Source organism: Streptomyces sp. NBC_00252 (genome assembly GCF_036187565.1).
Lineage (GTDB): Bacteria > Actinomycetota > Actinomycetes > Streptomycetales > Streptomycetaceae > Streptomyces.
In genome coordinates this window covers 6234830-6261730 of sequence record NZ_CP108087.1, presented here as the reverse complement: position 1 = coordinate 6261730, position 26901 = coordinate 6234830, and the positions used below count along the sequence as shown (strand labels likewise).

Here is a 26901-nt window from a genome sequence, read left to right as displayed (position 1 = left end):
GTCCAACCGTCTTCTCGGGCGTGGAGATGGCCAAGTTGGATGTCGTGGTGACATGGGTCGACGCGCGCGGTGCGTTGCCTTCCAGTGGTACGCCTGTCGCGGCCGCGATCACCGGGCGGTATCCGGTGGACGGTGATGCCGGGTCCGATAGCGCGCTGGGTGAGGAGTTCTGGCTGGTGCGGCCGATGTACTTCGCGACGCTGCACTTCGGTGAGGACGGGACGGAGTACCGGGACTGCTTCGTCGACTCCGACGGGGTCGTCCGGCTGCCCTACGGCCTCGACAGTGCCGAGACCGTGACCCACTGGGCCGAACTGCCCACCCTGCCGGGCGGGTTGACGGCCCGCGCGGTCCTCGGGGAGGGCGTACCGGCGGCCCTCCACAGCGCGTGGAGCGCTCAGCCTCGTACCTGACTCATCTCCGCGCCCGCCACAGATCCCGCAACAGCGCGATCTCCGCCATGTGGTGGATGAACTCCAGGTTGGCCCCCGCCACCACGTCGATGTACGGGTCGTCGGGGTCCGAGCCGTACGGGTACTGGGAGAAGCCGACCTCGTTCAGCTGGTCCTCCGTGACCGTGGCGACGGCTGCTCGCCAGCGGTCGATCACCGGCCAGAAGGTGGCTAGGGTCTGGGTGGCAGACGGGGTGAAGTCGACCATCTGCTTGGGGTCCTGAGTGCGGGTGCCGAACGTCCACTCCCACGCCCCCGCGAACTGGAAGTGCAGGTGCCCCAGGCGCCACGCGATCGTCGTGATCGGGGTTGTGTCGGGCTCCGGTTCGCCCTCGTGGGCGAGGATCTGCTCGACACGTTCGACGGTCACACTCCAGTCGTCGGCGATCTTGTCGACGGTCATGCCGTCGGCGGCCTGGCGGGCCACCTCCGCGTACTCGCTCGCCGGGATGTCCGCAGCTCCGAGGTCGAGCACCCAATCCCCCGGTCCGAACGCCCTCGGTGTCACGGCCTCGCTGCGGCGGCGGAGCGACCAGCAGTCGGGGGCCGGCTCCCACAGGTACTCCTCGTCGCCGAGTCCCGTCAGGCGGACCTGGGCCATCTCCCGGGCCTTGTCGAACTGCTCCAGGAGCACGCTCAGGCGGTCGGTCCGTGTGGTCCCGGTGTCCATGTCTGGTTCCCCTCGCCCGTGCGCCGTCCCGCGACGCGCACCCCACCACGGTCACGTGGAAGGTAGCCGCTCGTCTCACTCGACCGCGAACGAATTCCCCGGTCGACTGGATGCCCTTCAGGGCACCGGCGCGGCCCAGGGGGCGGTGGGATTCACCGACGGCCGGCCGCGGCCGTCACAGCACCCCGCCCGCCTCGTCCTGGAACGCCTCCGTCCAGTAGTGGCCGCCGTCCGACCGGGCGCGTGTCCCCGTCGGGTCCACCTTCGACAGGGTCTGGAGCATCGTCGTCGCCAACTGGTCGTACGCCTCCGCCGTCAGCTCGCCCGACAGGTCCGCGTCGATCGCCTTCTCGCGGTGGAGCAGCCACAGGGTGAAGGCGAGGGTCGAGACGTCCGTGTTGAGCGGAGCCAGGGTCGCCTCCGGCTCGCTCCAGGTGAGGATCTCGCCCGTCGCGCCGTCCACCACCAGGCTGTTGTCCTCCAGGAGGTAACCGAGGCGGATCAACTCATCCGCGCGGGCCGGGAGTTCATCGGCGGGCTCGTCCTCGTAGAACTCGGTCAGCGTGGGGAGCGGGACGTCCGTGTCCAGCTGGAAGAGGAACGCGTCCTCGGGCAGGCCCGTCTCGCGGAGGAAGCGGCGGGTCGGCTCGTGGGTGAGGGTGGCGGGGAAGTCGACCTCCTCGAAGCGGGCGACCGTGCCCTGGCCGAACTCCTGGTCCAGCAGGCGGGCCGGGATGTCCAGGGTCAGGCCCGATGTCGTGCCGGGGCCCGCGACGAGCGCGAGGGGGCGGATGAGGGCCGCCGCCTTCCAGAACGGGGGCACCTCGCCGTCCGTCTCCGACTCGAACACCGCGAGCAGCTGGCGGGACGCCTCCGCCGCGGTCTTCGTGCCGTGCCGGCCCTCGTAGGACGCGAACTGGCCGCGCAGGTAGGTGAGTTCGTCGGTCGTCGTGGTGAAGCGGGTCAGCGTCTCGATCGACGGGGCCAGCGGGTCGGCCTCCATCAGGTCCGGGCGGTCGTGGAAGAAGTACGTCGTCGCGATCTCGCCCGTCTCGCCGTCCAGCAGGATCGACTCCGCCTCGCCGCCGTCGGGTCCCCGGAGCGCGCCTATCACCAGCTGGTCCCGGAGCTCCTCGGCCAGCGGGTCGGGGTCCCCCAGCGAGTCCGCCACCGTCCGCAGGCCCGCCCTGCGCAGCTCCTCGAACGTCAACAGGCCGCTGTCGCCCGGCAGTCCGGGACCGGTCAGCCAGCGGCGCGTGGACGCGTGCGTGACGTACGGATCGAGGTCGTCCTCGGTCAACGTGATCGTGATCGCCGTGGAACCGGCGTCGGTCCTGCTCATCGTTCCCCCGTGCATGAAACTTCCCCCGTGCGGCCTCGGTGTCCCGCTGGCGTCCCCACTGCCCAGAACACTACGCGGCACCACTGACAACGGCCCTGACCAGCCCGAACGCCCGGAAATGCGATCCGCTGCCGCGTCCGGCCGGAAACCCCTGTCCCTCTCAGGACGCTCACACCACCCGTGAACGTTCCCGTCCCTCGATGATCGCGTCCACCGTCTCCCCCACCGTCAGCGCGGAGCTGTCCAGCCACAGCCCGATGCGCGGGGTCTGCGTCCGCAGCCCGCGGTCCAGGTCCTCGACCGTCCACGCGCCGTAGCCGGTCTTCGCCCGGCCCGCCTCCCGTGCCGTCACGGCCGCCGGGTCCGGCGCGAGGACGATCACGTGCAGGGGCCGGGTGCGAATCAGGTCGACGTAGGCCGTCAACTCCTCGCCCAGCACCACGTCCTGGACGACCGCCGTGAACCCGGCCTCCGCGTAGGCGTCCGCCGTCGCCGCCGCCAGCCGGTACCGCAGGCGGAGTTGGGCCTCCCCCTCGCCGCCCACGCCGGGGACGTACTCCTCACGGCCGGACACGATCATCCGGCGGAAGACGTCACCCCGGACGTGCGCGGCCCTCGGCAGCCGTTCCGCCAGCGCCTGGGCGACCGTCGACTTGCCCGCGGCCATGACGCCGGTGATGAGGACGACCCCGTCGAGCACCGACTCGTACCCGCCGCTCAGTGGCCGTACTGGCCGTACTGGTCGGTGGTCGCCGTCACCACCGCCGCCTGCGGGCGGATCGGGAGGCGGTTGACGGGGCGGCCGGTCGCGGCGCGTACGGCGGAGGCGATCGCCGCCGGGGACGTGACCACCGGGACCGCGCTGACCGCCTTCGCCCCGAAGGGGGCGACCACGTCACGCTCCTCGACGAGTTTCACGATCCGGATGTCGGGGGTGTCCAGGGCGGTGGGCAGGGCGTAGCCGGTGAGGTCGGGGTGGCGGATCAGCCCGCGCGCGGTGCGCAGGTTCTCCGTCAGCGCGATGCCGACGCCCTGGGTGACGCCGCCCTCGATACGGGCGACCAGCTGGGTCGGGTTCAGGATGCGGCCGACGTCCTGGGCGAGGGCCAGTTCGACGACCCGGACCGAGCCCAGTTCGATGTCGACGTCGACGACCGCGCGGATCGCGCAGAAGGCGAGCCCTACGAAGGCGTCGCCCTGGCCCGCCTCGTCCAGGGGCTCGGTCGGGTGCGGGCGGCACTGGGCGGTGGCCCACAGTTCCTTGCCGTCCATGGCCTCCGTGACGGTCGTCGAGAGGACGCCGTCGTAGGAGGTGATCTTGCCGTCGGTGATCTGGAGCAGCTCGGTGGACATCCCGAACTTGTGCGCCAGGGGCTGGAGGAGCTGGGTGCGGACCATCTTCGCGGCGCGTTCGACGGCGCCGCCTGACACCCAGGTATGACGTCCGCGGCAACCAGGGCCCGCGGGCGGCTGATCGGTGTCCACGGGGGCGACGTGCACCTCGTCGATGCCGAGGGTCTCCTGGACGATCTGCCGGGCCAGCGTGGTGAAGCCCTGGCCGGTCTCGACGGCCGCGCACAGGACGGTCGCGATGCCGTCGTGGACCTTCACGGTGGCCGTGGAGACCTCGTCCGCGCCCTCGGCGCCGAGCATGTGCACCATGCCGAGGCCGTAGCCGACGCCCCGGCGCACCGCGCCCGGTTCGCCCGCGCCCTCGGGGCCGCCGGGCAGCAGCCACTCGTCCTCGGGGGTGTCCTTGGGGAGCTGCGGCAGCGGGAAGTCCCGTACGGCCTGCAGGAGTTCGGCGACCGGTGCGGGGCAGGTCACCGTCTGGCCGGTCGGCAGGACGTCCCCGGTGGCCATGGCGTTGCGCAGGCGCAGCTCGGCCGGGTCCATGGCGAGCTTCTTGGCGAGCTTGTCCATCTGCGCCTCGTAGGCGGCGCAGACCTGCATGGCGCCCTCGCCCCGGACGTGTCCGGAGGGCGGGTTGTTGGTGCGGACGGCCCAGCCCTCGATGAAGGCGTTCGGGACGACGTAGGGGCCGCAGGCGAAGGAGACGGCGGCGGCCAGGGCCTCCGAGGAGGTGTCGGCGTAGGCGCCCGCGTCGAGCAGCACCTGGGCCTCGACCTTGACCAGCCTGCCGTCCTCGTCCGCGTGGTGGCGGTAGCGCAGGAGCGTGGGGTGGCGGTGGGTGTGGCCGAGGAAGGACTCCTCGCGCGTGGCGGTGAGTTTGACCGGGCAGCCGGTCTTCAGCGCGAGCAGTCCGAGCGGGAGTTGGAAGCCCTGGTCCTCGCGGTCGGCGGTGGCCCCGGGGACGCCGGTGACGACGACCTTCACGCGGTCGGGCTCCAGGCCGTAGCAGGCGGCGGCCGTGTCGCGGTCGGTGTGCGGGTCCGTGGAGGCGATGTACAGCTCGACGCCGCCGTCCGGGCGGGGCACGGCGAGACCGGCCTCGGCGCCGATGGGGGCGGGGTCCTGGCGGCCGATGCGGTACAGGCCCTCGACGACGATCTCGCCGGCCGCGTCCGGGTCGCCGTGGCGCAGCGGGATGTGCCGGATCAGGTTGCCGTCGGGGTGCAGCGGTTCGGCCTCGAAGGCCTGCTCGGGGTCGGTCACCGGGTCGAGCACCTCGTACTCGACCATGATGGCCGCGGCGGCCATGCGCGCGGTGTCGGGGTGGTCGGCGGCGACCGCGGCGATGGGCTCCCCGTGGTGGCGCACGACGTCGGAGGCGAACACCGGGCGGTCGGCGGTGCCCCGGCCGTAGCGGTCGCGGCCCGGGACGTCCTCGTGGGTGATGACGGCGCGTACGCCGGGCATGTCGCGCGCGTGGGACGTGTCGACGGACACGATGCGCGCGTGCGGGTGCGGCGAGCGCAGGACGGCCGCCCAGAGGAGGCCCTCGGCCCACAGGTCGGCCGCGTACGGGAAGGTGCCCTCGGTCTTGGCGCGGGCGTCGGCGGCCGGGAGCGAGGCGCCCAGGCCGTGGCCCGGCAGCTCCGGGGCGGGCGCGGCCTCCGTGGTCGCGATGGCGGCTTCGTTGCTCACGCCTGGCCTCCGTCCTGGCCGTACACCTGGTCCTGCGTGCGCGGGGACTCGAAAGCCGACTGGTGGACGCCACCGCCCCCGGGACCCGCCTGGTGGGGAATACGCGCCTCGTCACCGTCCGACTCAGGTTCGGCGGCGGCGGCGTGCGCCTCACGTTCGGCGACGACTTCCTGTACGGCGTCCAGGACGCCCCGGTAGCCGGAGCAGCGGCACAGGTTGCCGCACAGGGCCTGGCGGGCCTCCAGTTCGGTGGGCGCGGGGTTGCCCTCCAGGAGGTCGTGCACGGTCATCGCCATGCCGGGCACGCAGAAGCCGCACTGCACGGCACCGCACTTGGCGAGCGCCCGCTGCACGTCGGAGGGCTGTCCCTCGACGGCGAGTCCCTCGACCGTACGGACCTCGGAGCCTGCGGCGGTCACCGCGGGCACCAGGCAGGAGGCGACGAGGCGTCCGTCGACCTGGACGTTGCAGGCGCCGCACTCGCCCTGTGAGCAGCCGTCCTTGGCGCCGGCGAGGCCGAGGCGTTCGCGCAGCACGTAGAGCAGCGACTCGCCGATCCAGGCGTCGGTGACGGGCCGGTCGGCGCCGTTGACGCGCAACACGTAGGAGGCGAGCGGGTGTTCCTCGCCGGGGATCTTCGGGGCGGGTTCGGCGGCCTCGTCCGGCGCGTGGGGCTCGACGGCCGTCACGGGCGCCTCAGCGGCCTCCGGGGCGTCGTCGGCACCCTCGGCCGCATCGGTGGCCGCGGAGGTCTCAGCGGGCCCCTCAGCGGCTTCCTCGGCCCCTTCGGCGTCGTCGCCCGCCGGGTCGGTCTCGTGGGCCGACTGGGCGTCCGCGGCGGCGAGTTCGGCCGCGCTGTCGTCGTGGCGGTCGGCGCGCGCGTCGCCGTAGGGCTCGGCGGGGGCGTCGGTCCGGGTGTGCGCGTACGGGTCGCCGGGTTCGGCGTACGGCTGCCGGGTCGCCTCGGCGGGCGGGCGGGTGGCGGCCTGCGCGGACACCTCGCCGGTGGTGTGCGTGCCGGACCGGTCGGCCGGGTGCTCCGGGCCGCGTCCGTCGGTGTGCTCGCCGGGCCGCTCGACGACTCCGGTGTCCGACGCCTGCTGCGCCCAGTTCTGGCCCGCGCCGTCCGTCGCCCAGGGCGCGGGCGCGCCGCCGGGGAGGGTGGCGGGCGGGGTGCCGCCCCACTGCTCGACCAGGGCCGACGTGGTGAACTCGCCCGATTCGTCCGGGAGATCACCGCCGGCCACCGGGATCGACCACTCGCCGGTCACGTCGCGGCCGGGAGCTGCGCCCGCGTCCGGCGCGTTGGTGTCCTGGAAGGTCCACTGGCCGGTGGACCCTGGGCGGTACGAGAACTGGTCCCCGCCGGCCGTGCCCTGGTGCGGTACGGCGTTCGGGTCGGGCCACTGAACGCCCTCGGCGGGCACCGCCCAGGACCCGCTCGACGACGGGTCGGCATCCGGGGCGGCCTCTATGGGCGGCGGCACATAGCCGTGGCCCGGGGCGGCCAGGAGGGCGTCGATGCCGCCTTCGGGGAGTTTCACGAAGGCCGTGGCGCCGTCGTCGTAGTCGCCCTGGGGCAGCGGGTCCCAGCGTCCGCCGCCCTGAGGGGTGCCCTCTCCGTGCTGGTCGTCGGTCACGACAGCGCCCTCCCGAGTGCTCGTCGGGCCAGTGCGGCGACGGTGCGCCGCAGGTGCAGTACGGCGGGCGGCAGTTGTTCCACGGAGCCGTCCTCGGCCGGTACCGGGTCGGGGATGCAGGCCGCGGCGACGTACTCCCCGAAGGCGCTCAGGGCCTCGGGGACGATCGTGCGGCTGTTGTCCCAGTCGATCAGCCGGGCCACCCACTGCTCGGCGTCCAGCGGTCTGAGGGGCATCGGCGCTATGGCTCCGACGGCGCACCTGACCCCGCGCCTGGCGGGGTCGAGGACGACCGCGACGGACGCGACCGAGCGCCCGGGGCCGGTCCTGCCGGTGGCCTTCAGGAAGACCTGCGGGGCGTGCAGCAGGGGCACGCGCACGAAGCCGATGAGTTCGCCGCCGCGGAGCATCTCCACGCCGGCCAGCAGGTGCGACACCGGGATCTCCCGGCGCGCTCCGCCCTGGCCCGCGATGATGAGCGTCGCCTCCAGGGCGGCCAGTACGGGCAGCGTGTCCCCGGTGGGCGCGGCCGAGGCGATGTTGCCGCCCAGGGTGCCCGCGTTGCGGATCTGCGGCGGTCCGGCGGCGCGAGCGGAGGCGGCGAGCGCCGGGATGAGCGCGGCGAAGTCGGGGCGGCCCATGCGGGCGTGCGTGAGACCGGCGCCGAGCAGCGCGTGGCCGTCCTGGTACTGCCAGCCCCGGATCTCGCTGATCCGGCCGAGACCGACCAGCGCGCTGGGCCTGAGCTGGCCCGAGTTGACGGCCGCCATGAGGTCGGTGCCGCCGGCCACGGGAACGGCCGTGGGCAGGGCCGTGAGCGCCGCCACGGCCTCGTCCAGCGTCGTGGGCAGCGTGACGGCCTGCCCCGCCTGCGGTGCGTGCGTGGTCAAACCGGCTGCCCCTTCCCGCTGCCCCACCTGGTCCCGCCTGTTGCTGCCGTACGGTACGTGCTGACAGGGCGGACGTGGCAACTCTGGCACATCTTCGCAAGACCCGAACGCGGGGGTCCGCTAGGAGGCATTCGCCCGTCTCATCAGGGAGATGGTCCGTTTTCGTACGGCATCACCGGTACGCGCGAATTGCCTCTCATCGGTGACTCTCGGGGTCTTTTTCCCTTCCGTGTTCCTGGCGTTCGCCGGGGCTCCTAGGCGTTCGGGGGCGGGCCGTCCTTGGGGCGTCCGAGGACTCCGGGGCGGCGCTGCCACGGCAGGGGTCCGGTGGGCGGACGGTAGGCGACCCCCAGGGCGTCGAGGCGCGGGTAGTGGGCGGCCATCCGGCGCTCGAAGTCGGCGAAGTCCCGTTCCGCGGGCGCCGGGAGGGCACTCCAGGCGACCTCGGCGAAGGCCGCGAGCCGGGGGAACGTCTGGTAGTCCACGCGCGCGTGATCCTCCATCACCTCGGTCCACACGTTGGCCTGCGCGCCCAGCACATGACCGGCCTCGGCCTCGGTGAGCTGCTCGGGAACCGGCTCGAAGCGGTAGACGTCCTCCAGGGTGCGCACATGGGCGATCGGCACCGGTTCGTCCTCTCCGGGGGCCTGCCGCCAGTCCAAGTACACGTGCTGTTCAGGGCACATGACGACGTCGTGGCCCGAGCGGGCGGCGGTGACCCCGCCCTCGTAGCCGCGCCATGACGACACGACAGCGCCGTCGGCGAGCCCGCCCTCCAGGATCTCGTCCCAGCCGACGAGCCTTCTCCCGCGCGCGGAGAGCCACTTGTCGAAGTGTCCGATGAACCACGACTGCAACTCGTCCTCGTCGGCGAGCCCGAGTTCCGCGATGCGCGCCTGCGCGGTCGCCGACTGCTTCCACTGGTCCTTGGGGCATTCGTCGCCGCCGACGTGAATGAACTCCCCCGGGAACAGCTCCAGGAGTTCCTCGAACACCCCCTCGTAGAACCGCAGGGTGTTGTCAGTGGGAGCCAGTACGTTGGGGTTGATCCCCCAGGTGTCCCAGACGGAGAGGGAGTTGGTGTCGATGACGTCGGTGTTGCCGAGTTCCGGATACGCGGCGATGGCGGCCTGCGAGTGTCCCGGTACGTCGATTTCCGGGACCACGGTGATATGCCGCTCGGCGGCGTAGGCGACGATCTCGCGGATGTCGTCCTGGGTGTAGTAGCCGCCGTGGGGCTTGTCGTCCCAGAGCGGTGAGGCACGGTGGCCGAATTTCGTGCGCGCCCGCCAGGACCCGATCTCGGTCAGCTTCGGGTACCGCTCGATCTGTACGCGCCAGCCCTGGTCGTCCGTCAAGTGGAAGTGGAAGACGTTGAGTTTGTGCGCGGCCATCAGATCCAGGTAGCGCAGGACGCCTTCCTTGGGCATGAAGTGCCGGGCGACGTCGAGCATGAGGCCGCGCCAGGGGAAGCGGGGGGCGTCGTCGATGGCCTGGCCCGGTACGCCGTAGGTCATGTCGGGGCGGACGGGAGCGCGCCGGAAGGCGGCGGGGCCGAGGAGTTGACGCAGCGTCTGGGCGCCCCAGAACACGCCGGCCGGGCTGCCGCCCGCGATCACGACACCCCAGGTCGCGGTCACCTCCAGGCGGTACGCCTCCGCCGGCAGGGTGCCGTCGAGGCGCAGCGCGACCGTGTTGCCGCCGCCCTCCTCGCCGGGCGGCAGCGGCAGTCCGAGGGCCGCCCCGAGCGTGGACCGCAGCCAGCGCTGGGTGCCCTCGGTGCCGGGCTCGCCCCACAGCGCGGTGTCCGCCTCGAAAGAGAAACCGCACCGGGTGGGGCCCTCAACGGCCGTCGGCGCCGGAATCAGTTCCGTCTCTGAAGTCACGTCAGTCACGTCAGTCCTTAACCGCTCCGCCCAGCCCCGAGACCAGACGTCGCTGTACGAGTACGAAGAACACCAGCACTGGAATCGTCATCACCGTGGAGGCCGCCATGACGCCTCCCCAGTCCGGGTCGTCCGGCTTGTAGAAGACAAGGAGGGCCATCGGCAGGGTCGACTGGGAGGTGTCGCTGATGATGAAGGACTTGGCGAACAGGAAGTCGTTCCAGGCCGAGATGAACGAAAACACGCTCGTGGCCACCAGCCCCGGGAAGACGAGCGGGAAAAGGATCTGCCACAGGAATCGTGTCCTGCTCGCCCCGTCGATGTACGCGGCCTCCTCCAGCGCGTCCGGGACCGCTTTCACGAACCCCCGCAGCATCCAGATCGCGAACGGCAGCGAGAACGCGATCTGGGGCAGGATCAGCGACCCCAGCGTGTTCAGCAGCCCGAGCCCCCGCATGGTGAAGAACAGGGGGATCGTCAGCGCTTCCACGGGCACCATCTGGGCCACCAGGAACATGATCAGGAGGGTGGTCCTGAAGCGGAACCGGAATCGCGTCACGGCCGTCGCGGCGAGAAAGGCGATCAGCGCCGAGACGATGACCACCGAGCACGCCACGACAAGGCTGTTGACGAAGTAACGGCCGAATTCCTGCTGCCCGAACACCCGCCGGAACGAGTCCAGAGAGGGCGCCAGCGTCCACGGCCGGGGCTCGCTGGACTCGATCTCCCCGGCCGGTTTGAAGGCGCTGAGCACCATCCAATAGAGGGGGAAGGCGACGACGACCGCGATCAGCAGCGCCGAGGCCTCGGCGGCGAGCCGCCAGGGACGTCGTACAAGACCGCGAAGCAGAGTCACAGCTCCTCCCCCTGCCTGCGCAGCAGGCGCAGATAGACCAGCGTGACGGCGAGCAGCATCAGCAGCATGACGACGCCGATCGCCGAGCCGAGGCTGTACTTCGAGGACGCGAACGCCTGTTGGTAGGCGTACACGTTCAGCACGAGGTTCTGGCCCGCGATGCCGCCGCCGTTGGTCATGACGTAGATCTGGGTGAAGACCTTGAAGTCCCAGATGACGGACTGGATGGTGACGACGGTCAGGATCGGCCGCAGCATCGGCGTCAGGATGGACCGCCAGATCCGCCACTGCGAGGCCCCGTCCAGAGCGGCGGCCTCCAGCACCTCGGAGGGCACGGCGCGGATCCCGGCGTAGACCGTCACCATCACGAACGGGAAGGAGCACCAGACCACTTCGAGCAGCACGAGGAAGAACGCGCTCAGCCGCCCGTACGTCCACGAGTGGTCCCCGAGCCCCAGAATCCGGTTCACCGGCCCGAAGTCGGGATCGAAGAGCAGCAACCACACGGTCGACCCGGTGACGGCCGGCGTGGCCCAGGCCCCCAACGCGGCCAGCATCAGGACCAGTCGAGGCACCGCACGCACCCGAGTGAGCAGCACGGCCAGCGCACACCCGACGGCAAGCGTCGAGACGACACAGGCCCCCGCGAACACCACGGTGGCCACCAGCACTTGCCAGAATTGACTGTCCGAAAACAGCGCGGAGTAGTTCCCGAACCCCTCGAAAGTCGTCGGCTCCCCACCACTGACCTGAGCCTGCGTGTACTGGAAGAACGAGATCAGCCCAAGCTGATAGATCGGGTAGACCAGCAACCCACCAAGGACGACAAGAGCCGGGGCAAGATACAACCAGGGCACACCCCAACTCCCCTGGGGGCGCGGGGAACTGCGCGACAAGCCACGACGTCGCAGCACCCGCGAACGCTCCACAACAACCGAGCTATTAGGCGTCATCCGCTCAACCCGCGGAGCTGAAGGCCGCGTTCATCTTCTTCGCCGCATCCCCGGAAGCCGCGGCCACACTCTTCTTCCCGCTGATGACTTCCTGCAGCATCGTCGGCAGCACCAACGAGGAGTCGATCTCCGACCACCCCGGCGACGCGGGCACGAACTTCGTCCCCGCGGCCAGCGTCTGGACGAACGGCTTCTCGAACGGCACCTTCGCCGCGGCGGCGTCCCGGACGTCGGTGAACGTGGGCAGGAACCCCATCGCGTCGAACATCGACGCCTGCGTCTTCTTCGAGGTGAGCTGCTCCAACAGATCCACCGCGAGCGTGCGGTGCGAAGTGCTCTTCAGGACACCGATGTTGTTGCCCCCGGCGAAGGCGGGAGCGACCGACCCGGACGCGACCCCGGGCAGCGGAACGACCGCGTACTTGCCCTTGACCTTGCCCGCCTCGACCGCGGTGTGGCTGAAGTCGCCCCCGATCGCCATCCCGGCCTTGCCCGCCGCGAACGCGGTGATCGTGTCGTTGCCGCCCATCACCGCACACTTGGCGGCGGGACAGTTGTCGCTGGTGAACAGCGAGGTGTACGCCTTGATGCCCTTCTGGGCGGCGGCGCTGTTAATGCCGGAGGTGTACGAACCCCCGCCGGCCGTGGCGAGTTCGCCGCCGTTGGCCCAGACGAAGGGCATCGCGCCGTAGGTGTACGCGCCGCCGACGACAAGGCCGTAGAGGTCGGACTTCGCCTTGTGGATCTTCCGGGCGGTGGACGCCAACTCGGCCATGGTCTTGGGCGGTTGGAGGCCCAGGTCCTTGAAGACGTCGGTGCGGTAGTACAGGGCGCGGACGCCGACGTAGAACGGGGAGCCGTACAGCTTGCCGCCGACCGTGACGGACTGCTTCGCGGTCGGGTCGGTGTCCTTCGCCTCGCTCCAGGCGCCGAACTCCTTGGTGACGTCGAGGAGTCCGCCGTCCTTCACATAGCCGGCGGTGTCGGTGTTGCCGTACTCCATGACGTCGGGCGCGGACTTCGGGTCGTTGAAGGCGGCCTTGACGCGCTGGGCGCGGGTGTCGATGGGGATGTACTCGACGTCGACCTTGGTGCCCTTGTGGGCCTTCTCGAAGTCGGCGACCACGGAGTCGACGACCTTGGCCTTCGGGTCGTTGCCGACCTCCTGGAAGAGCCACACCCGCAGGGTGCCGCTCTGGTCGTCCTTCTCCGAGGACGAGTTGTCGGAGGTCTGGGGCGCGCAGCCGGCGACGACGGCGGCGGCCGCGACGAGGACGGCGAATCTGGGGGCGAGCTTCATGGAGCGTTCCTCCGTGCGTGCGTTGCAACATATGCAATGGGCGTTTCGCTCTGCACAACACCACGGAGATTAAGGAGTAGATGAACGCGGCCACAAGAGGTCTCAACCACTTCGTGACACGCGAAAGGCCGCCGAAACACGCAAAAGGCCCCCGGGGCACGCCGAAGCGCACCCCGAGGGCCTCAGAAACCGAGAGCCTCGGAACCGACCGCAGTCAGACCGGCCGAACGGCTACTTGTCGCCGCCCTTGCCCTTGTCGCCGTCCCCGCCCGAGCCCATGGACTCGTAGATCTCCTTGCACATGGGACACACCGGGTACTTCTTCGGGTCGCGGCCCGGCACCCAGACCTTCCCGCACAACGCCACCACGGGAGTGCCGTCGAGGGCGCTCGCCATGATCTTGTCCTTCTGGACGTAATGGGCGAAGCGCTCATGGTCCCCGTCGCCGTGCGACACCTGGGGCGTCGGCTCTACGAGGGTCCCCGTACCAGTCCCGCGCTCGGGCTCAAGAGTGCTCATAGTGCCAAGGGTACTGAAGGCCACCGTCATCAGTTCCGCGAAGGGCCCCTCAGTTCAGGGAAGGGTCGTCCGGATACGTCGCCACCATCGCCAGCTCACTGCGCTGGCGGCGCAGCACCTCGCGCCAGAGTCTCTCCGGGGACGGCGAGGACACGTCACCGGGCTCCGACTCGACGACGTACCAGGCGCCCTCCACCAGTTCGTTCTCCAGCTGGCCCGGACCCCAACCCGCGTACCCGGCGAAGATCCGCAGCGAGCCGAGCGCCGAGGCGAGCAGCTCCGGCGGGGCCTCCAGGTCGACGAGTCCGATCGCGCCGTGCACGCGACGCCAGCCGAGCGGGGCGCGTTCGCCGGCCGCGCCGCCCGGGATGACGGCGACGCCGAGGGCCGAGTCGAGCTGGACCGGGCCGCCCTGGAAGACGACGCCCGGTTCGCCGGCGAGGTCGCCCCAGCCCTCCAGGATGTCGCCGACGTCCACAGGGGTCGGGCGGTTGAGGACGACACCGAGGGAGCCCTCCTCGTCGTGGTCGAGAAGGAGCACCACCGCGCGGTCGAAGTTCGGGTCCGCCAGGGCGGGTGTTGCCACGAGCAACCGCCCTGTGAGCGAGGACACCTCGGTCATGCCTGACATGATCCCGCATCTTCCCCGTGATGGGGGAGGCAATGCGGGTACCTGAGTGAACGCAGCTCAGGGCGCACCGAAGCGTCCTCCGCGCACACCCCCGTCCCGTGACCCCATGTGCCCGATTGGGAACGGTTCGTGTTGTGACACAGCTATGACGTAGCTGGGTGCTCCTTGGGCTTTCAGGAGGGGGGTGGGCGGCCATTACGCTTACGTCTTCGGCCCCTGCCCAACTCCACGGAACGCGAGATTCATGACCGTCAACGGCTCAGACGACGTACTGCTTGTCCATGGCGGAACCCCGCTCGAGGGCGAGATCCGTGTCCGTGGTGCGAAGAACCTCGTACCCAAGGCCATGGTCGCCGCCCTGCTGGGCAGTGAGCCAAGTCGACTGCGCAACGTTCCGGACATCCGTGACGTTCGTGTCGTACGCGGACTCCTGCAACTGCACGGGGTGACGGTCCGTCCGGGTGAGGAGCCGGGCGAGCTGGTGCTCGACCCGTCGCACGTGGAGAGCGCCAACGTCGCCGACATCGATGCCCACGCGGGCTCGTCGCGCATCCCGATCCTGTTCTGCGGTCCGCTGCTGCACCGGCTCGGGCACGCGTTCATCCCCGGGCTCGGCGGCTGCGACATCGGCGGCCGGCCGATCGACTTCCACTTCGAGGTGCTGCGGCAGTTCGGCGCGAAGATCGAGAAGCGGGCGGACGGCCAGTACCTGGAGGCTCCGCAGCGGCTGCGGGGCACGAAGATCAAGCTGCCGTACCCGTCCGTCGGCGCGACCGAGCAGGTGCTGCTGACCGCGGTGCTCGCGGAGGGCGTCACCGAACTCGCCAACGCGGCGGTGGAACCGGAGATCGAGGACCTCATCTGCGTACTGCAGAAGATGGGCGCGATCATCGCCATGGACACCGACCGGACGATCCGCATCACCGGTGTGGACACGCTCAGCGGCTACAACCACGCGGCCCTCCCGGACCGCCTGGAGGCCGCGTCCTGGGCGTCCGCGGCGCTGGCGACCGAGGGAAACATCTACGTCAAGGGCGCGCAGCAGCGCTCTATGATGACGTTCCTCAACACCTACCGGAAGGTGGGCGGTGCCTTCGCGATCGACGACGAGGGCATCCGCTTCTGGCACCCCGGTGGCCAGTTGAAGTCCATCGCGCTCGAGACGGACGTGCACCCCGGCTTCCAGACGGACTGGCAGCAGCCCCTGGTCGTCGCCCTCACGCAGGCCACCGGCCTCTCGATCATCCACGAGACGGTCTACGAGTCCCGCCTCGGCTTCACCTCCGCGCTCAACCAGATGGGCGCGCACATCCAGCTCTACCGCGAGTGCCTCGGCGGCTCCAACTGCCGCTTCGGCCAGCGCAACTTCCTCCACTCGGCGGTCGTCTCGGGCCCCACCCGCCTCCAGGGCGCCGACCTGGTCATCCCCGACCTCCGCGGCGGCTTCTCGTACCTGATCGCCGCCCTCGCGGCTCAGGGCACGTCCCGCGTCCACGGCATCGACCTCATCAACCGCGGCTACGAGAACTTCATGGAGAAGCTCGTCGAGCTCGGAGCAAAGGTCGAACTGCCGGGCAAGGCGCTCGGCTAGCAGTAGTCGTACGGCCGAACTGCCGGGCAAGGCGCTCGGCCAGCAGGAGTCGTACGTACGTCGATGGGGCGGCCACCCGGACTGGGTGGCCGCCCCATCGGCGTTGTGCTCAGTGCCCCAAAGGGGCGCGGGGAACTGCGCGACCAGCCACGGCGATTCCGTCAGCCGAAGTGCGGCCCGCAGTTACCCGGCGCTCGAAGCGGAGCGCTTACTTGCCCTTGGCGGCTTCCTTGAGCTTGCTGCCCGCGGACACCTTGACGCTGTAACCGGCGGGGATGTTGATCGGGTCGCCGGTCTGCGGGTTGCGCGCGGTGCGAGCGGCACGGTGGGTGCGCTCGAAGGTCAGGAAGCCGGGAATGGTGACCTTCTCGTCGCCCTTGGAGACGATCTCGCCGACGGTCTCGGCGAACGCGGCCAGAACGGCGTCGGCGTCCTTGCGGGTGACCTCGGCACGGTCGGCCAGCGCGGCCACCAGCTCACTGCGGTTCATGTTGTTACTCCCGTGTTCTTCTTGCCGTTTGAGGCGTGCCACGCGGCGGAGCCGCATATCGGGCACGGTGAAGCCGATGCTGCCAGGGTCCTCGGTGAGTCCCCGGACCCGGGTCCGTCGTCCAGACCCTCGCGCCCGAAGACGCATCCTGCCCCTACCTGCGGCGGGAAAGCCAATCCGGCACCCGTAGGAGTCGCGAGAACACCCGTGGGAGTCACACGAAAAGCGCCACGCCCTCTGTGTGGTGACGCTCCGTCGGCTCCCGGCAGCGAGGGCCGGGCCTGGAGAGGCCCGAAGCCTGGCCGCCACGATAAACGGCCGCCGAAGGCCCCGGGTTCCGCGACGCGCCGGTGTACGAGCGGCCGTGGCGATCCTCACAGCCGCCGGGCACCCGCCGATCGAGGCGCTACGACAGCGTCTACGACACGGAGGGCGTCGTCGAGGCCGCCGCCACCCCCGCCGCCTTCGCCGCGTCACGCACCGCGCCCGCGACCGCTCCGGCGACCTTGTCGTTGAAGACGCTGGGGATGATGTAGTTCGCGTTCAGCTCGTCCTCGGTCACCACGTTCGCGAGTGCGGTCGCGGCGGCGAGCATCATCTCGGTGTTGACGGTGCGGGACTGCGCGTCCAGCAGACCGCGGAAGACACCCGGGAAGACCAGCACGTTGTTGATCTGGTTCGGGAAGTCCGAGCGGCCCGTGGCCACGACGGCCGCCGTCTGACGGGCGATCGTCGGGTCGACCTCGGGGTCCGGGTTCGCGAGCGCGAACACGATCGCGCCCTCGGCCATCGCGGCCACGTCGTCGCCGTCGAGGACGTTCGGGGCGGAGACGCCCACGAAGACGTCGGCGCCGCGCACGGCCTCCTTCAGGGTGCCGGTGAGGCCGTCGGGGTTGGTGTTGTCGGCGATCCAGCGCAGCGGCGAGTCCGGCTTGGCGTCGACCAGGTCCTCGCGGCCGGCGTGCACGACACCGTGGATGTCGGCGACGACCGCGTTCTTGACACCGGCGGCGAGCAGCAGCTTGAGGATGGCCGTACCGGCCGCGCCCGCGCCGGACATGACGACCCGGATGTCCCCGATGCCCTTGCCGGCGACCCGCAGCGCGTTCGTCAGCGCGGCGAGGACGACGATCGCGGTGCCGTGCTGGTCGTCGTGGAAGACGGGGATGTCGAGGGCCTCACGCAGCCGGGCCTCGATCTCGAAGCAGCGCGGCGCGGAGATGTCCTCCAGGTTGATGCCGGCGAAGCCCGGGGCGATGGCCTTGACGATCGCGACGATCTCGTCGGTGTCCTGGGTGTCCAGGCACAGCGGCCAGGCGTCGATGCCGGCGAACCGCTTGAACAGGGCGGCCTTGCCCTCCATGACCGGCAGCGCGGCCTTGGGGCCGATGTTGCCGAGGCCGAGCACGGCGGAGCCGTCGGTGACGACCGCGACGGAGTTGCGCTTGATGGTGAGGCGGCGCGCGTCCTCGGGGTTCTCCGCGATGGCCATGCACACGCGGGCGACGCCCGGGGTGTAGATCATGGAGAGGTCGTCACGGTTGCGGATCGGGTGCTTGGACTGCATCTCGATCTTGCCGCCGAGGTGCATGAGGAACGTACGGTCGGAGACCTTGCCCAGGGTGACGCCCTCGATGCCGCGCAGCTGCTGGACGATCTCGTCGGCGTGGGCCGTCGAGGACGCCGCGATGGTGACGTCGATCCGGAGCTTCTCGTGGCCGGAGGCGGTCACGTCGAGGCCGGTCACCGAGCCTCCGTTGGACTCCACGGCCGTGGTGATCTGGGAGACCGCCGTTCCGCTCGCGGGCACCTCCAGACGGACCGTGATCGAGTAGGAGACGCTGGGCGCCGTAGCCATGGCCGACTTCCTCTGCTTTCACCGTTGAGCTGGGTACGCGTAAGAGCTGATACGCGCTCCGATGGTCGCACCTACTGCCCGGTAGGCGTTAGCCGCCCCCGATTGCGAACGTTTTGTTCGCGAGAAAAAGAGGCCCCCGTCACTTTTCCCGTGACGGGGGCCTCTCTCACGATCAGTGACACCGACCCGCCATGCTCGCCTCGCGGCAAGTGGTCGCTCGTAGCGACGAAGGTTGGGCCCGGGGGCTTGGATCGGGCCGGTGTCACATCAAGGCTAACAAACAGATCCCGTAAGACCATTCCCATCCCGAGAGTTCATAGAAAGCGGCTCTCGGCCGGGACCTCAGTCGCGGAGCAGATCCGGCACCCCGTTCGCGTCCGGCTCGTCCCGCTCGGCGGAGACGACGGTGAGCTGCTGGGTCGCGCGGGTGAGGGCGACGTAGAGGACCCGCAGTCCGGCGGGTGACTCGTCGGCGATCTCCGCGGGCGAGACGACCACGGTCGCGTCGTACTCGAGACCCTTGGCCTCCAGGCTGCCGAGGGCGACGACCCGGTCCCCGAGGCCGGTGAGCCAACGGCGGGCCTCCTCGCGGCGGTTCATCGCGACGACCACGCCGACCGTGCCGTCGACCCGGTCGAGCAGCCGCGCGGCCTCGGCGCGGACGGACTCGGCGAGCGAGTTCCGTACGACGGCACTGTGCTCGTTGCCCGTAGCCACGAAACGCGGCTTCACGCCGGTCGAGCGGACCGCCGACGGGGACGCGGAGCCGGGCATCGCCAGCGCCAGGACCTTCGCCGCCAGCTCCGCGATCTCGGCGGGGTTGCGGTAGTTGACGGTGAGGGTGAAGCGGCGGCGGGGCCGGGAACCGAGGGCCTCGTCGCGGGCCTCGGCCGCCTCGTCGGGGTCGGACCAGGAGGACTGGGCCGGATCTCCCACGACCGTCCAGGTGGCCTGCCGGCCGCGGCGGCCGACCATGCGCCACTGCATCGGGGTGAGGTCCTGGGCCTCGTCGACGATGACGTGCGCGTACTCGGTGCGCTCCTGGGCGAGCCGCTCGGCGCGTTCGCGCTGCGACTCCTCGCGTACGGGCATCAGCTCCTCGAGACCGGTGAGCTGGTCCAGCGGGTCCAGGTCGCGCCGCTTGCGGGGGCGGGCCGGGGTGCCGAGGATCGCCTGGAGTTCGTCGAGGATCGCCACGTCGTGGACGGAGAGTCCCTCGCGCTTGAGGGCGCGGGAGACCCTGCGGACCTCGCCGGGGTTGAGGATGCGCCGGGCCCAGCGGCCGAGTCTGCGTTCGTCGGACATCGACTCCAGGACGGCGCGCGGGGTGAGTTCGGGCCACCAGGCGTCGAGGAACGCGATGAAGTCGTCCTCGCTCGCGATGTCCTCGTCGAAGGAGGAGCGCAGTTCGGCGGCGAGTTCGGGGTCCGTGTGCCGGCCCGCCGAACCGGAGCGCTCCCACAGGGCGTCGAGGAGCAGCTTGCGGGCGCGCGGCCGCAGCATGTTGACGGGGGCCGTGCCGCTGAGCGCGCTCTGCCGGACGCGCTCCAGGTCGGCGGCCTCCAGTTCGAGGCGCCGCCCGAAGGCGACGACCCGCAGCCGGTCCGGCGCGTCGCTCGACTCCAGGGCGCCGCGCGCGGCCTTCCGCAGTACGCGGAGCATGCGGTACGAGCCCTTCGCGCGGGCCACGGCCGGGGAGTCGTAGAGGGTGGCCTCGGCGCCGTCGACGAGCGAACCGATCGCCCGGATCGCGACCTGGCCCTCCTCGCCGAGGGACGGCAGGACGCCCTCGGTGTACGCGACCAGCAGCGGGGTCGGCGAGACGATGAGGATGCCGCCCGCGTAGCGGCGCCGGTCCTGGTAGAGCAGGTAGGCGGCGCGGTGCAGGGCGACGGCGGTCTTGCCGGTCCCCGGGCCGCCCTCGACGTAGGTCACCGAGGCGGCCGGGGCGCGGATCACCAGGTCCTGCTCGGCCTGGATGGACGCCACGATGTCGCGCATGGTGTGGCTGCGGGCCTGGCCGAGGGCGGCCATCAGCGCGCCGTCGCCGATGACGGCCAGCTGCTCGCCGTCGAGGAAAGCGCTCAACTCGGGCCGCATCAGGTCGTCCTCGACCCCGAGCACCCGCCGCCCCTTGGACCGGATGACCCGGCGCCGTACGACCCGCCCCGGGTCGACCGGCGTGGACCGGTAGAAGGGCGCGGCGGCGGGCGCCCGCCAGTCGATGACCAGCGGCGCGTACTCGGAATCGAGCACTCCGATCCGCCCGATGTGCAGCGTCTCGGCGATGTCGGCGGTCTGGTCCTCCCGCACGGCGCCTTCGGCAGGCTCTACGGCGGTGTAGGCGCCGTCGGGTCCCTTCTTGCCGTCCTTGCCGGGCAGGAGGTCGATCCGCCCGAAAAGGAAGTCCTCGAACTCGTTGTTGAGCCGGTTGAGGTGGATACCGGCGCGGAACACCTGCGCGTCCCGCTCGGCGAGCGCGCCGGGTGTGCCGACCTGGCCGCGCTTGGCCGCGTCGTTCATGAGGAACTCGGCCTCGTGGATCTTCTCCTCAAGCCGCCGGTACACCCGGTCCAGGTGTGCCTGTTCGACGCTGATCTCCCGGTCCCGTAGCGAATCCTGGGCGGATTTGTCGGACACCGTGTCGAGCGCGGTCTCCTGTTGAGCCTGTGCGGCCACCGGGCCCCCTTCTGACGTGCTGGGCAGCCGTCAACCGTACGCGAAAAAAGGCCTCGGTAGTGAGGGGCCTGCCCGGTGGATCTTGACAAAAGCGCGGGGCCCGGCACGCGTACCTTCCGCGTGCCGGGCCCCACACACCACAACCTGCCGGTTGTCCTGGTGCTTACGCGTCCACTGCCACGAGCTTCTTGCCGTCGAAGGTCATGACCTCGAAGTGGTCGATCTCGTTCGGCGTGAAGGCCGCTCCGCCCTGGGCGTAGAGCGGGTTCTTGGCCTCCGTCTTGGTGGCGTTCGCGATGCCGTAACCCCAGGCCGGGACCGACCAGGAGCTCATCGTCTCGCGCTCGCCGTTCTTGCCGACCGCGATCAGGGAGCACTTCAGCGGGCCCTTGACGTTCTTGAGCTCCACGACCCCGAGCGTGCCCCAGTCCTTCTTGGACATCGCCACGGTCGCGGTGACCTTGGTGCTCGCGTCCGTCGCCGTGACCTTGTCGGACAAAGTGTCGAAGGTGGTCTTGGCGGGCGACGCGACGGTGCCGCTGCTTCCCGAGCTGTCGCCGCCGTTGGCCGCGATCACGGCCAGCGGTCCCGCGATGATCAGGGCCGCCGCGGCGGCGATCATGTAGAAACTGCGCCGCCGCTTCAGCGCCCGCCGTTCACCGACGTCGTCGACCAGCCGCTCCACCAGCCGTGGACTGGGTTTCGCGGACAGGGACTCGCCGATCGCGGGAGTGCCGGAACCCGGCAGATCCGCGAGCGCCGCCAGCATCGGTTCCATCCCGGCCAGCTCGTCGAGCTGCTGTGCGCACCATTCACAGGTGGCGAGATGGGCCTCGAAAGCGGTTGCTTCGGCGTCGTCGAGAATCCCGAGGGCGTAGGCGCCGACGGTCTCATGTTCGTTCGAGCCCTGAGATCCCTGCATGGAACCAGGACTACCCGTTCCGTATCCCCCGTAAATGCTCATGCCGTCACCCCCCGCTCCTCCAGAGCAAGCTTCATCGATCGAAGGGCGTAGAACACCCTTGAGCGCACCGTGCCACTGGGGATGCCAAGCGTCTCGGCCGCCTCATTGACGGTACGCCCCTTGAAGTACGTCTCGACGAGCACCTCCCGGTGGGCCGGGGTCAGGTCGTCCAGCGCGTCCGACAGTGTCATCAGCCACAACGCCTTGTCGATCTCGTCCTCCGCGGGGATGACCTCCAGCGGCGACGGGTCCACCTCCTGCGGCCGGGCCTGCCGGCTGCGGTGACCGTCGATGACGATGCGCCGTGCCACCGTCACAAGCCAGGGTCGTACCGATCCGGTCGCCCGGTTGAGCTGGCCGGCGTTCTTCCAGGCCCGGATGAGCGTCTCCTGCACCACGTCCTCGGCACGCTGCCGGTCTCCGGCGACGAGCCGCAACACATAGGCGAGCAAGGGTCCGGCGTGCTCCCGGTACAGAGCACGCATCAGCTCCTCATCAGGTTCCGAGGACTGGGACATGCGATGTCGGGCCCTCGGTGCGTGTTCATTGGCCACGACGGAATCCTTGCGCACGCCCACCTCCGGTGTCCGGGGGTTCCCCCAGTCGGTCGCTCATGGAGAGGTACGCGGAGGGGTGGGCGGATGTTCAACGTGAGGCGACAGTTTTCTCCGGAGTGACGTGACGAGCTGGACATGGGTGCACATTCCCACCCTACGATCTTTACATTTCCACCACATGGGCAAGATCACCGGGGCTGCCCGCACCGCCCCGGAGTGAAACGCACTGTTGTCGAAATCACTTCGCCAATTGACGTTCCCTCACTTCACAGAAGCCGCATAAGGGATTCTCAGGCTCGCGCGAGCGCCGCCCGCCGCCGATGCCGGGCCACTCGCTCCCGATTCCCGCACACCTCGCTGGAGCACCAGCGGCGCCGGCGCCCCCGGGACGAGTCGAGATAGACGATCGGGCAGTTGTCCCCTTCGCACTCCCGCAGCGAGGCCCGGGCGACGGGATCGGTGAGCAGCTCGACGGCGTCCCTCGCGATCACCGCGAGCAACGCGTCACACCCCGGGGACCCGTCCAACTGCCGCACCAGGACGCCCTCTTCATCGCGTACGGCACGGGGTGCGGGGGTCGCGGCGCGGGCGAGGTCGTTGACGCGGGCGAGGGCGAGGTCGTAGGGCCGGGCGTCGGAACCGGTGCTTCTCCGTACCAACTGCCCGATCTGCCCCCGCAGTTCACGGAAGCCGACCAGCCAGGCGGAGTCGACGTGGGCGAGCGGGGTGGCCGCCGGGACGAGCCCCGACCGGATGATCCACGCGCGCAAGGGCTCCGGTGCGTCGAGCCGTTCCTCGGGGTGCGTGGTCGCGAGGAGATCCAGGCAGATCCGCCCGGCGTCGAAACGCAGCTCGTACGGGGCCATGGTCGAACCCAGTGCCATGTGCCTGTCACCGCCTAGGGAGTACCCCGGTCGTCGGTCGTCAGGAATCGGTGCGTGCCGTTCGGTGCGTGCCATGAGGAGGGGATCGCGGGTATTCCGTCCCCTCTCCCTACAGTGCCTGCCCACTGACGCGGCCGGAACCCCTCGCACCGGCCGCGCGTGCGGATCGGCCGGGGCATCGGCATGGACGGTCGCGTATGCGGGCGCGCGTCTCGGCGATGTTCGGCGGGGCGGGCGGTCCGTTGACTGGAGGGCATGACACAGAAACAGGGCACAAGCGGCACGGGTTGGGTACTGGGCGCGGCCACCGTCGCGATGGGACTGGTCGCCGGGGTCTTCTACATCTTCGCCTGCGCGATCATGCCGGCGTTGGCGCGCTGCGACGACCGCGAGTTCGTCGAGGTGATGCGCAACATCAACGACGTCATCCAGAACCCGGTGTTCTTCCTGAGCTTCATGGGGGCGTTGGTGCTGAGCGGGGTCGCGGCTTGGCAGTCGCGCGGGACACCGTACCGGGGGTGGGTGTGGGCGGGGTTGGTGGCGTACGGATTGGCGTTCCTGGTGACCGTCACCTTCAACATTCCGCTGAACAACGGGCTTGCGGATACGGCGGATGCGGGGGTGGCGAGGGAGCGGTTCGAGGGGGCCTGGGTGGGGTGGAATGTGGTGCGGGCCGGGTTGTCGACGGTGGGGGTGGGGTGCTTGGTGCGGGGGGTTGTGGTTTATGGGGGGTTTCGGCGCGGGGTGCGCTGAGGGGTCCGAGGTGGGGGTGGGTGGGGTGAGGTGTTCGGCACAGGGCAGGGCGTTCAGCGCAGGTCGGCCATTCTCAGCCCGTCCGGCGTTTGAGGACGAGGTCCTTTCGGGGCCGATCGGGGGTCTGGGGGCGGAGCCCCCGGCTACGTCCGCATCAACACCCTGCCCAGACCGACCCCGCGTCACCCGCCGGCGTACTTCGTGTCGGCCACCGGATCCAGCGCCAACCGATAACCCCGCTTCACCACCGTCTGGATCAGCTTCGGAGAACCAAGGGCCGTACGCAGCCGAGCCATCGCCGTCTCCACGGCATGCTCGTCCCGCCCGGCACCAGGAAGCGCCCGCAGCAGCTCCGCCCGGGCCACCACCCACCCCGGCCGACGGGACAGCGCCCTGAGCAACGACATCCCGGCCGGCGGCACGGGCCGTAGCGCTCCGTCCACCAGCACCGCATGCCCCCGGATCTCCACCCGGTGCCCGGCGACGGGCAGGGTACGGGCCCGCCCGGGAAGCTCCTGGCAGAGCAGCTGGACGAGCGGGCCGAGGCGGAAGCGCTCGGGCTGGACCGTGCCGATGCCGTGGTTCTGGAGCGGCAGCGCGGTGACGGGCCCGACGCACGCCGGGAGGACGTCGTGGTGCAGGGCGGCGAGGAGTTCGGGCAGCAGCCCGCGCGTCTCGGCCCGGGACAGCAGCGACGCGGCGGCCGGCGCGCTGGTGAACGTCAGCGCGTCGAGGCCCCGCGAGACCGTCGCGTCGAGCAGCCGGTCCAGCGGGGCGATGTCCTCCGGCGGCATCCACCGGTACACCGGAACGACGACGACCTCCGCTCCCCCGGCCCGCAACGCCTCCACGAACCCGGGCAACGGCTCACCGTGCAGCTGAAGGGCGACCCGCCGCCCCTCGACCCCCTCCTCCAGCAACCGGTCGAGCACCTCCGCCATGGACTCGGACGACGGCGACCACTCCTCCGTCAGCCCGGCCGCCCGCACCGCCCCCTTGACCTTGGGCCCCCGGGCGAGCAGTTCCACCCCGCGCAGCCGTTCGAGGAGCGCCTCCCCCAGTCCCCACCCGTCGGCCGCCTCGATCCACCCCCGGAATCCGATGGCGGTCGTGGCGACGACGACATCCGGCGCCTGCTCGATCAACTCCTTGGTCGCGGCGAGCAGTTCACTGTCGTCGGCGAGCGGCACGATGCGCAGCGCGGGCGCGTGCACGACCACCGCACCGCGCCGCTGGAGCAACGCCCCCAGCTCGTCCGCACGGCGCGCGGCGGTGACGCCCACGGTGAACCCGGAGAGGGGCCCGTGCTGCGCGCGATCCGGTCGCTGCGGTTCCTCGTACATGGCTCTCGTCCCGAACGTAGTCGTACATGCGGCCGTCGATGCGGTGGTGGGTGCGGTGGTGGGCGGTACCTACATGCCGACCGAGCCTGTCAACGGCGCATGACAGGCTCGGTTCGGCTCTATGTCGCCGGTGTTACGTCACACCTCCGCGTAGCTGAGCTGCGCCTTCGCCTCCGATGCGGAAGCTTTGGCCTGAGCCTGGGCGGTGGGGCGGCGAAGGTATACGGCCCACGTCACCGCGAAGCAGAGGCCGTAGAAGACGAGGAAGGCGACGAACGCGCCCGTCCCGGAGCCGGAGGAGAGGAACGACTGCCGGAACGCGAGGTTGATGCCGACCCCGCCGAGCGCGCCGACCGCCCCGATGAGCCCCATGGAGGCACCGGAGAGCCGGCGCCCGTAGGCCGCGGCCGCATCCCCCACGAGCCCCTTCGCGAGGGCCTTGGTCTGGAATATCCCGGGGATCATCTTGTACGTCGACCCGTTGCCGAGCCCGCTGAGCACGAACAGGACGACGAACACCGTCACGAACAGCGGCAGCGACTTCTCCATGCTGGCGACGACCAGGATCGCGGTGGCGGCGGCCATGGCGACGAAGTTCCACAGGGTGATCCGGGCGCCGCCGTAGCGGTCGGCGAGCCAGCCGCCGACGGGACGGATGAGCGAGCCGAGCAGCGGGCCGATGAAGGTGAGATACGCGGCCTGGAGCGGCGTACGCCCGAACTGCACCTGGAGTACCTGCCCGAACGCGAACGCGTACCCGATGAACGACCCGAACGTGCCGATGTACAGGAACGCCATGATCCAGGTGTGCCGGTCGCGCGCGGCGTCCTTGGCGGCGCCGGTGTCGTTCTTCACGGAGGTGAGGTTGTCCATGAAGAGCGCGGCGAGGACGGCGGCGAGGAGGATGAGCGGGATGTAGATCCCGAGCAGCACGCGCGGCCCGCCACCGGCACCGATGATGGCAAGGGCGACCAGCTGGATGACGGGCACTCCGATGTTGCCGCCCCCGGCGTTGAGCCCGAGGGCCCACCCCTTCTTCCGCAGCGGGAAGAAGGCGTTGATGTTGGTCATGGAGGAGGCGAAGTTGCCGCCGCCGATGCCGGCCAGCAGGCCGATCCAGAGGAACGTGTCGAACGACGTCCCCGGCTTCATCACGGCGAACGCGGCGACGGTCGGCACCAGGAGCAGACCGGCCGAGACGATCGTCCAGTTCCGCCCGCCGAAGACGGCCACCGCGAAGGTGTACGGCACCCGGACGACCGCGCCGACCAGCGTGACCATCGAGGTCAGCAGGAACTTGTCGGCCGGCGTCAGCCCGTACTCCGGGCCCATGAACAGCACCAGCACGGACCACAGCGTCCAGATCGAGAACCCGATGTGCTCCGAGAGCACGGAGAACACGAGGTTCCGCCGGGCGACCTTCTCCCCGGTCTCCCCCCAGAACGTCTCGTCCTCGGGATCCCAGTGCTCGATCCACTTCCCAGCGGCTGTCATGACGCCTCCACGGTGCGCTACGGGGTAACGAGCAGCGATACGTCCCCGAAGGTAGGGAGACAGCGTTTCCACCCTGTGCCGACGAGTCACCACAAGGGAAC

At 70.4% G+C, this 26901-nt stretch carries 23 protein-coding genes; 3 read left to right on the top strand and 20 right to left on the bottom strand.

Features of this window, described 5'->3' with window-relative positions; all coding sequences use genetic code 11:
* Window positions 1-26: 26 nt before the first annotated feature.
* Window positions 27-413: an AQJ64_40280 family protein gene (locus OHT77_RS27670; protein ID WP_328831125.1), complete on the top strand. Its 387-nt coding sequence runs from the start codon at window positions 27-29 to the stop codon at window positions 411-413.
* Window position 414: 1 nt separating this feature from the next.
* Here the strand turns inward: OHT77_RS27670 and OHT77_RS27665 are convergent, their stop codons facing one another.
* The 12 genes from OHT77_RS27665 to OHT77_RS27610 all read right to left on the bottom strand — a co-directional run bounded on the left by OHT77_RS27665 (window position 415) and on the right by OHT77_RS27610 (window position 14178).
* Entirely contained in the window at window positions 415-1122 is a 708-nt protein-coding gene (locus tag OHT77_RS27665; protein WP_328831124.1) for a DinB family protein, read from the bottom strand.
* Between the two features lie 175 nt (window positions 1123-1297).
* Entirely contained in the window at window positions 1298-2464 is a 1167-nt protein-coding gene (locus OHT77_RS27660) for an SUKH-4 family immunity protein (protein WP_328831123.1), read from the bottom strand.
* A 169-nt stretch (window positions 2465-2633) separates the two neighbouring features.
* Window positions 2634-3131 (bottom strand): AAA family ATPase, encoded by a 498-nt coding sequence (locus tag OHT77_RS27655; RefSeq protein WP_443048218.1) that lies wholly within the window; start codon window positions 3129-3131, stop codon window positions 2634-2636.
* A 50-nt stretch (window positions 3132-3181) separates the two neighbouring features.
* Window positions 3182-5512 (bottom strand): xanthine dehydrogenase family protein molybdopterin-binding subunit, encoded by a 2331-nt coding sequence (locus OHT77_RS27650; RefSeq protein WP_328831121.1) that lies wholly within the window; start codon window positions 5510-5512, stop codon window positions 3182-3184.
* On the bottom strand, window positions 5509-7152 hold the full coding sequence (locus OHT77_RS27645) for a 2Fe-2S iron-sulfur cluster-binding protein (protein ID WP_328831120.1): 1644 nt from the start codon (window positions 7150-7152) through the stop codon (window positions 5509-5511). The genes OHT77_RS27650 and OHT77_RS27645 overlap by 4 nt, the downstream gene beginning before the upstream one ends.
* A complete protein-coding gene (locus tag OHT77_RS27640) occupies window positions 7149-8042 on the bottom strand; it encodes an FAD binding domain-containing protein (protein ID WP_328831119.1) in 894 nt (297 codons plus the stop codon). The genes OHT77_RS27645 and OHT77_RS27640 overlap by 4 nt, the downstream gene beginning before the upstream one ends.
* A gap of 254 nt (window positions 8043-8296) precedes the next feature.
* Window positions 8297-9928 (bottom strand): beta-N-acetylhexosaminidase, encoded by a 1632-nt coding sequence (locus OHT77_RS27635; protein WP_328831118.1) that lies wholly within the window; start codon window positions 9926-9928, stop codon window positions 8297-8299.
* A 10-nt stretch (window positions 9929-9938) separates the two neighbouring features.
* The gene (locus OHT77_RS27630) at window positions 9939-10784 is read right to left on the bottom strand and encodes a carbohydrate ABC transporter permease (protein ID WP_266769179.1); all 846 of its coding nucleotides are present in this window, start codon (window positions 10782-10784) and stop codon (window positions 9939-9941) included.
* The gene (locus tag OHT77_RS27625; RefSeq protein ID WP_328831117.1) at window positions 10781-11737 is read right to left on the bottom strand and encodes a carbohydrate ABC transporter permease; all 957 of its coding nucleotides are present in this window, start codon (window positions 11735-11737) and stop codon (window positions 10781-10783) included. Before OHT77_RS27625 ends, OHT77_RS27630 begins: the two co-directional genes overlap by 4 nt.
* A 4-nt stretch (window positions 11738-11741) precedes the next feature.
* Complete coding sequence (locus OHT77_RS27620; RefSeq protein ID WP_328831116.1) at window positions 11742-13037, bottom strand: extracellular solute-binding protein; 1296 nt, start codon at window positions 13035-13037, stop codon at window positions 11742-11744.
* 231 nt (window positions 13038-13268) lie between these two features.
* Window positions 13269-13556 (bottom strand): DUF3039 domain-containing protein, encoded by a 288-nt coding sequence (locus OHT77_RS27615; RefSeq protein WP_026178118.1) that lies wholly within the window; start codon window positions 13554-13556, stop codon window positions 13269-13271.
* A gap of 49 nt (window positions 13557-13605) precedes the next feature.
* Window positions 13606-14178 carry a YqgE/AlgH family protein gene (locus tag OHT77_RS27610; protein ID WP_266769182.1) on the bottom strand — a complete coding sequence of 191 codons (573 nt, stop codon included), beginning with the start codon at window positions 14176-14178 and terminating at the stop codon, window positions 13606-13608.
* A 253-nt stretch (window positions 14179-14431) separates the two neighbouring features.
* On the opposite strand from OHT77_RS27610, the gene murA reads away from it, so the two are divergent.
* A complete protein-coding gene (murA, locus tag OHT77_RS27605; RefSeq protein WP_328831115.1) occupies window positions 14432-15778 on the top strand; it encodes a UDP-N-acetylglucosamine 1-carboxyvinyltransferase in 1347 nt (448 codons plus the stop codon).
* 208 nt (window positions 15779-15986) lie between these two features.
* Here the strand turns inward: murA and OHT77_RS27600 are convergent, their stop codons facing one another.
* From OHT77_RS27600 to OHT77_RS27575, 6 genes are all read right to left on the bottom strand, one after another.
* The gene (locus tag OHT77_RS27600) at window positions 15987-16268 is read right to left on the bottom strand and encodes an HU family DNA-binding protein (protein WP_019056394.1); all 282 of its coding nucleotides are present in this window, start codon (window positions 16266-16268) and stop codon (window positions 15987-15989) included.
* Between the two features lie 418 nt (window positions 16269-16686).
* Window positions 16687-18126, bottom strand: a complete 1440-nt coding sequence (locus tag OHT77_RS27595; RefSeq protein WP_328831114.1) for an NAD-dependent malic enzyme — start codon at window positions 18124-18126, stop codon at window positions 16687-16689.
* A gap of 342 nt (window positions 18127-18468) precedes the next feature.
* Window positions 18469-20805: a HelD family protein gene (locus OHT77_RS27590; RefSeq protein WP_328831112.1), complete on the bottom strand. Its 2337-nt coding sequence runs from the start codon at window positions 20803-20805 to the stop codon at window positions 18469-18471.
* Between the two features lie 163 nt (window positions 20806-20968).
* Window positions 20969-21727, bottom strand: a complete 759-nt coding sequence (locus OHT77_RS27585) for an anti-sigma factor family protein (RefSeq protein WP_266769190.1) — start codon at window positions 21725-21727, stop codon at window positions 20969-20971.
* Between the two features lie 38 nt (window positions 21728-21765).
* The gene (locus OHT77_RS27580) at window positions 21766-22287 is read right to left on the bottom strand and encodes a sigma-70 family RNA polymerase sigma factor (RefSeq protein ID WP_019056398.1); all 522 of its coding nucleotides are present in this window, start codon (window positions 22285-22287) and stop codon (window positions 21766-21768) included.
* A gap of 329 nt (window positions 22288-22616) precedes the next feature.
* Window positions 22617-23210, bottom strand: a complete 594-nt coding sequence (locus tag OHT77_RS27575; RefSeq protein WP_328831110.1) for a CGNR zinc finger domain-containing protein — start codon at window positions 23208-23210, stop codon at window positions 22617-22619.
* 255 nt (window positions 23211-23465) lie between these two features.
* On the opposite strand from OHT77_RS27575, the gene OHT77_RS27570 reads away from it, so the two are divergent.
* Entirely contained in the window at window positions 23466-23963 is a 498-nt protein-coding gene (locus OHT77_RS27570) for an anthrone oxygenase family protein (protein ID WP_328831109.1), read from the top strand.
* Window positions 23964-24145: 182 nt separating this feature from the next.
* On the opposite strand, the gene OHT77_RS27565 is transcribed toward OHT77_RS27570, so the two are convergent.
* Window positions 24146-25306, bottom strand: coding sequence for a uroporphyrinogen-III synthase (locus tag OHT77_RS27565; RefSeq protein ID WP_328831108.1), 1161 nt, complete (start codon window positions 25304-25306; stop codon window positions 24146-24148).
* Window positions 25307-25444: 138 nt separating this feature from the next.
* Window positions 25445-26800, bottom strand: a complete 1356-nt coding sequence (locus OHT77_RS27560; protein ID WP_328831107.1) for a nitrate/nitrite transporter — start codon at window positions 26798-26800, stop codon at window positions 25445-25447.
* Window positions 26801-26901 lie beyond the last annotated feature (101 nt).